Raw genomic sequence first — 8,275 nt, forward strand, 5'->3', positions numbered from 1 at the left:
GTCCGGGACGGTGCAGGTTTCTCCTTTTGCGGGCACGTATTTGGCGATGGCTTCATAGGCGAACCCCGGCGGCAGATCAGCCGTGAAGGTGAAGCTGTTGGGCGCCCCCGCACCGCAACCCGCCACCATCCCCACACAGCCAGCCAACCCCGCACTGCGAATAAACCGTTTCAAAGTCCCGCCTCTCCATCTGCAGCCTTCACCCCCCAGAGCACCCGTTCAAAATGCTCCTGCGGCGTTTCCCCCGGACGCACTTGCCACTGCGCCTCAAGGTCATGGGCAGGCGCTCGCAGGCTTTGGGTCAGCAGAAACTCCAGCTGCTGCGGCGTCTGCCAACCCCAGTCATCCGCCTGCGCCAGGCGTTCACTCAGCCAGGTTTGCGGTGGTTGTGTGCGGGCGAGGTTGGCGTAGGCCTGTTCGTGTTCGGTGAGCAGGTAGCGGTGAGCATTGAGCTGGCGGATGCCGCGCGTCTGCTCCGGGGGCTCAGGTATTTGCAGCCAGAGCGGCGCGTCCGGTAGCTGATAGTGTCCGGGTGCGGGGTTGTCGGTGCTTTGCCACTGCGTGCCTTCCCAATAGCACACGCTCGGGGCAGGTCCGAGATAGGCGGCGATGGCGTCGGCCGGCAAGTGCGCGAGGGTGCGGGCCAGCACGCGGTTGTCGTGAAACCGGTACAGCGCCTGATGCGGCGCAGCGCCGACGATCAGCCGTTGCTGCCAGTGTTCGACCCACGCCGGCAGGCATGTCTGCGGCAGGCTGAACAGCCACCCCCAGTTGTCCTCGGGGCTGGCGAGCAGTGGCGCGATGCGTTTGTCGTCATGCCGGTCAAGGGCGAAGACGAACGGCCCGTTGTCCGCCAGTTGGGCGGCGTGGGTGTCCTGGTAGAGAATGCGGTAATGCTCGAAGTCGCTGGTTTGCAGCAGCAACTGACGGATTTTCCGTTGTGGCAGTTGCGAGTCGAGCAGCAGATACAGGCCATGGCCTGAAGCGAATTGGCCGCTCATCCAGCGGCGCGGGAAGGCGTCGTTCATGCGGCGTTCTCCCGTGGCAGGCAAACGCCATCGCGGCAGGCTTCACACAGTGGGCAGAATGTTGTGCCCATGGCATTGCTGGCCGCCAGCAGTGCCAGTTGCGTGGGCGCCAGCACGGCTGGCAACGGTGGCGGCGCTGTCAGGTTGTCGACGCCATCAGGCATCGAGACCCGCGCCGATGAAACCGCCATGGGACTGCCGCCAACCTGAATGGCGCTGCTGCTGAAAATCCCGCCATGACCGATCACCAGGTGTTCGCCACCGACCGTGATGCTGATACTTTTGCCGGCGTTGAGCACCAGGTGATCGCCGGCATTGAGGTGGATCTGCCGACCGGCTTCGATCACCTGCAACTGATCGACACGGCTGTGACTGTCTGCGCTGACGTGCAAGTGGTCGCTGGCATGGAGCCGGGTTTTGCGGTCGCCGTGCACGGTGCGCTGGTCTTCGGCCTGCAGCACGCTGATGCTGTGGCCCTTGATGGTTTCGTGGCGTTCGTTGCCGACGTCCAGGCGACTGTCGTGCTCAACCTTGTGTTCGAGGTCGCGCTGGGCGCGCAAATAGATCAGCTCGCGGCCGGCGCGATCTTCCACGTGCAATTCGTTGAAACCGCCGTTGTCCGGTGAACTGCGCGAGCGAAACACGCTGCGGGTCTTGTGTTCCGGCAGCGCATAGGGCGCCGGGTTGGCGCTGTTGATCAGGCAGCCGCTGACTACCGGGTGGTCGGGGTCACCCTCGAGAAAACTGACCAGCACTTCCATGCCGACCCGGGGCAGGGTCACGCTGCCGTGGGCGCTGCCCGCCCAGTTCGAGGCCAGCCGCAGCCAGCAACTGCTGTGGTCGTCGTGCTGGCCTTCGCGGTCCCAATAGAACTGCACCTTGATGCGCCCGAACGCATCGCAATGGATCTCTTCATCGACCGGACCTGTGACCACCGCAGTCTGGCTGCCCACGATTCGCGGCTTCTGCCAGCGTTGCGGTGGGCGATAGATCACATCCCACGGTGTGGCGACAAAGTCGTTGCGGTAACCCTCGACAAAACCATCAGCCGCCGCGCCGGGATCACCGCTCAGCGTCTCCTGGAGCACGGCGGGCTGCTTGCCGCGATGGTTCACCTCAGTGAGCAGCCACAGGTCATTGGTCTCCTTGCAAAAGTGTTCGGTGATCGGCAGGAAGTGGCCTGATACCAGACTTGGCTGGTCGCTGTCGCCGCAGGCCTGCAAGTGGTCGGCGCGATGGCTTTCCAGGGCGCGGCGGGTCAGTTGCTTGCCCCGCGCGCCATCGGTGAAGTGCCCTGGGTAGCGGTAGTCTTCAAGTGCCGGACGGTCTGCGTCGCTGTCGGGGCGGTGGGTTGCCTCCAGCGCAAACCGGGCCTTGCGAAAGTCGTGGTCACGCCGCACGGAAGCCGTGGGGCGGGTTTCCATGCGTACCTCAAAGGCCCTGATCGCTGGTGTCTGGGCAACCATGCCGTTGTCCTGGCGATAGGGTGTGGGACGATCAAGCCTGGGGAATACCGTCTGGTCGTCGCCCAGCACCAGCAGGTGGTTCTCGCGACTGTGCTGGAAGTGGTAGTGAATGCCTTCTTCCTGACACAGCCGCTGGATGAAGTGCAGATCCGACTCCGCCTGCACGCAGTACTCGCGAGGTGGATAGTCGGCCCCCAGATGAAACCGGTGCAGGTCACGGTGAATGCCGTTGTCCGCGAGAATCCGGGTGATGATTTGCGGCACGCTCATCTGCTGGAAAATCCGCTGATTGCAGCGATGTTGCAGATAGGCCAGACGGGGAACCAGGGTCAGGTTATAGCGCGTCAGGCGTTTGCCGCGATCACCGCGGGCGATGCGATTGACCACCCCATGGATGCCATGGCCCTCGAGATCGAACGCGAGGAAGGCCTGTTGGTGCATGAGGCCTTCGAGACTCAGGTCGGCTCGCTGGCTGACCAGTTCAACATCGAAGGCATAAGGCTGGCTGATCGATTCGTGGCCGGTGAAGGAGAGTACTTGCAGGTCGTGTTTAAAGTCGTTGAGCGAAAGGCTGAAGCAGGCATGGGCGGTCGGCATCCTTTATTCCTTGTCCTGTGACGTGGCACAGGCTCCTGGACGTCGATGCAACGCTTGCACGCCGACCTTCCCTGGTCTTGCGCGCAACAAACGTCTTGGAGCCGGTTTCGTGCAACGCTAACAAGGCCACTGAAGAAATGATGTCAGACGCTTCCCAAACTGCGGTTACAAAATCACTGGTCGATGCAGATTCCGGCGGGTCAGTTGAAGGAAATGTGGAAGTACGCCAGTTGCGGATCCCGTCCCATCGGCGGCACCCGCGAGACGAAGATTTCCTGCACCCGCCCAAGCTCCGGCAACTCAAGGGCACACAAGCCATCGACAAACCCGGTGGGTTCCAGGCTGTTCAACTCGACGCTGAACGGTATGCGCTCGCTGTAGCGCATCTTTGCCGAGGGGGTGTGTTCAAGGTGCCCGATGTGGACTTGCAACGCGCTGCCGTCGGGTAGATGCAGGGTGGCTATTCGTCCGAGCAACGCTTCGAAATTTTGGCTTTTAACCGTTTGCAGCATGGTCTTGCTCCAGCCAGGTTGGGCGCCGGGGGAGTGGACTCCCCCGGCGTTCGGTCAGTTGCGTGAAGGATAAATGCCCTGCAGGGCGATGCTGAAGTTGAGCACCAGATAGGGGTTCATGATTGCCATCGGCAAGCCGTTGCCAGTGGGGCTGATGGTGCCGCTGATGGTGGTCGCTGCGCCTTTGAGCGCCACAGGCGAGGTACCCTGGGCATCGGAAAAGATGTTCGCCAGGCCCGGGCCGGTGCCCGAGGCGCCGAGGTAGGCATTGGTGGCGGTGGGGGCACCAAGCGGGTTGCTCGCCGGGTTGGCCAGTTGCACCGTGGTGTTGGCCGTCACGCCAGCCAGTGTATGGGTGTGGTTGGGCAGGTTATTGAGGGTGGCGGTGACTTGTTCGCTGCCGGAGGTTTCTCCCATCACACGCGGTGTCAGGCCCGGCCCGCTGCCCTGACAGACCGGCAGGCGGCTTTGCAGGTTGGGCAGCGCGAAGGTCTGGACGCCATTGCCGCCATAGAGGGTGCCGAGTAACGAAAACAACGCCTGATATTGCGAAAGGTTCATCAGCTGACCGTTGCACAGCGCCCATCCGCTTGGCGCATAGGGAAAGGCAAACGTCAGAACAGTGCCCATGTAAACGTCCATAAAGTCCTCATCCTTTCTGATTGGGTTGTCGGCGGGCCAGTCAAGGGTCGATGTATTCGCCCGGCATGGCCAAGTCTCGCCACGCCAGAGCGTAGACCCGGATTGGCCGGGTTGCCGGATGTCGCGAAAGCACACATCGGCATCGACGGCCCTGCTGCGGCTGACCTAAAGTGGCGGGCAGGTTCGGCTCTATCCGTTCGCGAAATTCCGGCACAGCAAGAGGATGCAATGGCGGCACACAGAGAAACGCCGGTTGGCGACACGCAGGATCCGCGTGCGGTTCCGGGGGCATGGCTGGTGGCCCTGCGTCTGATTCGCTGGGCCAGGGAGCACTGGCTGTTGCCGATCATGTTGCTGGCGGCGGCGGTGCGTTTTTATGACCTGACCGCGGCGGCGATCTGGTTCGATGAAGGCTCCAGCGTCCTGTTGAGCCGGTTTGCGCTGACCGAGATCTGGGGGCTTGCCGCCCACGATGTGCATCCGCCGTTGTATTTCATGTTGCTGCACGGCTGGATCGGCCTGTTCGGCGACGGCCTGCTGTCCATTCGTTTGATGAGCGCGCTGCCGGGAATCATCACGGTTGGCCTGGGTGTGTGGCTGGCGGACCTGCTCGCCACCCGTCGTGCCGCGCTGCTGGCCGGATTGCTGCTGGCGCTGTTGCCCACGGCCGTGCGCTACAGCCAGGAAGTACGCATGTATTCGCTGCTTGGCATGTGGCTGATCGGGGCGACGATTGCGCTGGTGTACTGGGTTCGACAACCGCGGCGGCATCGCTATCTGGTGGCCTATGCGCTGCTGATGACGGCGGCGTTCTATACCCATTACTTCACCGTGCTTTGCGTGATCAGCCATTGGGCGTACCTGGCGGCAGTGCGGCTGCAGCCGGGGTATCGATTGCGGCATATTCAGCGTCCGGCCTGGTGGCTGGCGAACCTGAGCATCGCGCTGCTGTACCTGCCGTGGGTGCCCAATCTGCTTGATCTGCTGCAACACATCCCGGAACTCAAGGCCAGTAACGATATCGGCTGGGAAGATCCGGTGACCATGAGCTCATTGCCGTCGATGGTCTGGTCGTTGCTGATTCAGGATGACGGCATGACCTTGCCGGGGTGGCTGTTTCTACTCTTGCCACTGGCGCTGGTGGCCGTGATTGCCGTTGCGCTGCGACGTGATCGCAGTGTGTTTCGCGGCAGCCTGTTGCTGCTGTTCTACAGTGTGGTGCCGATCCTGCTGGTGTTTGGCGTGTCGTTCATTTCGCCGGTGTTCATCGAGCGTTATGTGACGGCCTATGCGCTGGGGTTGCCGATGCTGGTGGCGTTGGCGATCGATCGGTTGTACGCCGGTTCTCGCGTACTGGCGCTGGCCATTCTGATGCTGTTTGTCGGTGTCGAACTGGTGGGCGTGAAGAACAACGCCACGGTCGACAGCAATGATCAGTTCAGCGTCACGGTCGACTACGTCAACCGGCATTTCAGCGAGGGTGACCGGATCGTGACCAGCGACATGACGTGGTACCTCAGTTACATCTATTACAACCGCACTGACGCGCAGATTCGTCTGTTTACGCCACCGGCGGCCGACGGACGTTCAACGCGTCCCAACGCTTACGGGTTTGGCACATTGATCAGCGAAGATGTTTACCTCGATCGCCTCGGCGATTTGCCCAAGGGCAGCACCCGGGTGTGGCTGATCGGCACCCTGGATGAGCCGAATGACTTTGAGCCATTGCCCGCAGGCTGGCAGCGGCACAGCGAAGTGCACGCAGGGGGTGCCTATGCACGCCTGTACGTGATGGCGTCAGGTGCCGATAAACCGGGGGGATAAGCGCTAAAACGATTCATCAGGCGAGTCATTCGGTTTTTCGATTTTTTCCGGGCAAATTGTTCCGATTTGATATCAAAACACCACTAGTCGGATGGTTATTGTTCGACTACGCTCTGTCGGACAAAAGGACTTCCGATTACGGTGAAGGGATTGCAGCAGTTCCACTTTATCTCCGGCTTGCCGCGCTCAGGTTCGACCCTGCTTTCTGCGATTCTTTTGCAGAACCCGCGCTTTCATGCCGGGATGACCAGCCCGGTCGGCTCCCTGTTTTCCAGTGTCCTCGATCAATGCAGCGCCGGCAGCGAGTTCGGCGCGGTGATCGATACCGCCATGCGCCGTCGCCTGCTGCGCGGGTTGTTCGATTCCTACTACGCCGACAAGGCCGACAAACCAGTGGTGTTCGACACCAACCGCCAATGGAGTTCGCGGCTGCCGGCGCTCAGCGACCTGTTTCCCAAGGCCAGAGTCATCGCCTGCGTGCGCAATGTCGCCTGGGTGATGGACAGCCTCGAACGGCTGTATCGCGCCAATCCCTATGAAAACACCAAGCTGTTCGGCGATGCCGTCGAGCGCAATACCGTCTACAGCCGCTGCGAAACCCTGGCCCAGCGCAATCGTCTGGTGGGTTTTGCCTGGGCCGCGCTCAAGGAAGCCTATTACGGCGAGCACGCCGATTCGCTGCTGATCGTCGACTACGACTTGCTGACTCAGGCCCCGGAGCGGGTGCTGCGGCTGGTCTATGATTTCATTGGCGAGCCGTGGTTCGAACACGATTTCGAACACCTGACCTACGACGCTCCGGAATTCGATCAGGGCCTTGGCGTGGCCGGTCTGCACAAGGTCAAACCCAGGGTTGCCCTGCAGTCGCGGCGCACGATTTTGCCGCCTGACCTGTTCAAGCAATACGCCGATTTGTCATTTTGGCTCGATGGCTCAGCCAGCGCCGCCAATGTCATTCGTATGAAGTCCGACGCCGCGATCACTTGATCGCGGCGTTTTTATTGATGCGTCAATAACTGTGTTCGAGTCCGGGTGAGCAGCATGTGGTGGAGCAAGAAACAAGCGCGGGTAACTGACGGTGCACGGTCGCTGGCCGCCCCCATGATCATGCCGCTGGAACCGCGCATGCTGTTCGACGGCGCGGTGGCAGCCACCGTGGCCGACACGGCCGCCCAGGCTGACAGCCACCCGACCGCCGACGCCGCCAAGGCGCCGACCGCTGATCATCCAGTCGCCAGCAAGGACACCCACGGCCAGGCCGATGCCGCGCCGGCCGCCAGCCCGGTCGCCGTGCCGGGGCAGAGCGTGGTGTTCGTCGATGCCCGGGTAAAGGACGCCGACAGCCTGCTCAAGGGCGTCGCCCCTGGCACTCAGGTGGTCAAACTCGACGCGAGCAAGGACGGCCTGCAGCAGATTGCCGACTACCTCAATCAGCATTCGAATGTCAGCACCGTAGAAATCATCGCCCACGGCAATGCCGGTGACCTGTGGCTGGGCAACAGCTATCTGTCGGCCGACAACGTAGCGGCCCGCAGTGAAGTGCTGGCGCAAATCGGCAAGGACATGAACGTCGGCGGCGACATCCTGATCTACGGCTGCTACACCGCCGAAGGCGATCGCGGGCTGAACTTCGTTTATTCACTGGCGAAAATGACCGGCCGTGACATTGCCGCTTCCAGCAACCGTACCGGCGTGGGCGGCGACTGGGATCTGGAAATCGCCACCGGCACCATCGAGAGCACCAACGTGCTGTCGAGCAAAGCCATGAGCGAGTACCAGTGGGGCCTCGCCACCTGGACGGCGACCAACAACCTCAATACCGGCGTCGGCTCGTTGCGTGCCGCATTGGCGTCGGCGCAGAACGGCGACATTGTCACCTTCAGTTCCGGCATGACCGTGCAACTGACTTCAGAACTGCTGATCAACAAGAACATCACGGTCGATGGCGACCTGAACAACGACGGCATCGCCGACGTGACCCTCGATGGTCAGTACAAGACGCGCGTGGTGGAAATCGCCTCCAACAGCACCGTCACCCTTGATGGCCTGGTGATTACCCGTGGCCTGGTGGCCGGCAACGGTGGCAACGGCGGCTCGATAGCGGCGGGCGCCATGGGCGGCGGGATTTTCAACGCCGGCACTCTCACCCTGAACAATGTGATCGTCACGGCCAACGCTGCTTCAGGTGGCGGCGGCGGCGGTGGGG

The 8,275-nt window shown here is 62.0% G+C and carries 7 protein-coding genes; 3 read left to right on the top strand and 4 right to left on the bottom strand.

Annotated features, from left to right (window positions below; all coding sequences use genetic code 11):
- Nucleotides 1-170: 170 nt before the first annotated feature.
- The 4 genes from DBR18_RS21890 to DBR18_RS21905 form a co-directional block, all read right to left on the bottom strand.
- Nucleotides 171-1,028: a DUF4123 domain-containing protein gene (locus DBR18_RS21890; RefSeq protein ID WP_108591877.1), complete on the bottom strand. Its 858-nt coding sequence runs from the start codon at nucleotides 1,026-1,028 to the stop codon at nucleotides 171-173.
- Nucleotides 1,025-3,091, bottom strand: a complete 2,067-nt coding sequence (locus DBR18_RS21895; protein WP_108591878.1) for a type VI secretion system tip protein VgrG — start codon at nucleotides 3,089-3,091, stop codon at nucleotides 1,025-1,027. Before DBR18_RS21895 ends, DBR18_RS21890 begins: the two co-directional genes overlap by 4 nt.
- A 200-nt stretch (nucleotides 3,092-3,291) precedes the next feature.
- Nucleotides 3,292-3,603 (bottom strand): hypothetical protein, encoded by a 312-nt coding sequence (locus tag DBR18_RS21900; protein WP_108591879.1) that lies wholly within the window; start codon nucleotides 3,601-3,603, stop codon nucleotides 3,292-3,294.
- A gap of 54 nt (nucleotides 3,604-3,657) precedes the next feature.
- On the bottom strand, nucleotides 3,658-4,245 hold the full coding sequence (locus DBR18_RS21905; protein WP_108591880.1) for a phage tail protein: 588 nt from the start codon (nucleotides 4,243-4,245) through the stop codon (nucleotides 3,658-3,660).
- A 228-nt stretch (nucleotides 4,246-4,473) separates the two neighbouring features.
- Here DBR18_RS21905 and DBR18_RS21910 point away from each other — a divergent pair, with 228 nt between their 5' ends.
- The 3 genes from DBR18_RS21910 to DBR18_RS21920 form a co-directional block, all read left to right on the top strand.
- The gene (locus tag DBR18_RS21910; RefSeq protein ID WP_108591881.1) at nucleotides 4,474-6,069 is read left to right on the top strand and encodes a glycosyltransferase family 39 protein; all 1,596 of its coding nucleotides are present in this window, start codon (nucleotides 4,474-4,476) and stop codon (nucleotides 6,067-6,069) included.
- A 141-nt stretch (nucleotides 6,070-6,210) separates the two neighbouring features.
- Nucleotides 6,211-7,056: a sulfotransferase gene (locus DBR18_RS21915; RefSeq protein WP_108591882.1), complete on the top strand. Its 846-nt coding sequence runs from the start codon at nucleotides 6,211-6,213 to the stop codon at nucleotides 7,054-7,056.
- Between the two features lie 54 nt (nucleotides 7,057-7,110).
- The coding region (locus DBR18_RS21920; RefSeq protein ID WP_146188781.1) for a DUF4347 domain-containing protein at nucleotides 7,111-8,275 on the top strand (1,165 nt) is incomplete at its 3' end.

The organism is Pseudomonas sp. HMWF021, assembly GCF_003061005.1.
Classification (GTDB): Bacteria; Pseudomonadota; Gammaproteobacteria; order Pseudomonadales; family Pseudomonadaceae; genus Aquipseudomonas.